At 58.3% G+C, this 379-nt stretch carries 1 protein-coding gene; it reads right to left on the bottom strand.

Annotated features, from left to right (window positions below):
• A partial coding sequence (locus FQ320_RS25405; protein ID WP_148476017.1) for an IS6 family transposase occupies positions 1 to 341 on the bottom strand: 341 nt, incomplete at its 3' end.
• Positions 342 to 379 lie beyond the last annotated feature (38 nt).

Genomic DNA, 379 nt, shown 5'->3' on the forward strand with positions numbered 1-379 from the left:
CGGCGCGATTGAACCAGGATATCGAGCACATCGCCATTGGCATCGACGGCGCGCCAAAGCCAGTGCGTTCGACCCTTGATCCGGATCACGACTTCATCGAGATGCCATTTGTCCGTCGGCGCCGGACGGTCCCGGCGGATCTTGGCGGCAAACTGGGAGCCGAACCGGTTCACCCAATCTCGGATCGTCTCGTACGAAACTGTTATACCGCGTTCGGCCAATAGATCCTCGACGTCACGCAGGCTCAGGGCGAAACGATGGTAGGCCCAAACGGTGTAGCCAATGACGCTCCGCGGAAACCGGAAGCATTTGATCCGGGACAAATCTTCAATACTCAGCATGGCCGGAGAGTACCCGGGCGTTCAAGCTTCAACAACCT

Source organism: Oceaniovalibus sp. ACAM 378 (assembly GCF_008085915.1).
In the GTDB taxonomy this organism is placed as follows: Bacteria; Pseudomonadota; Alphaproteobacteria; order Rhodobacterales; family Rhodobacteraceae; genus Oceaniglobus.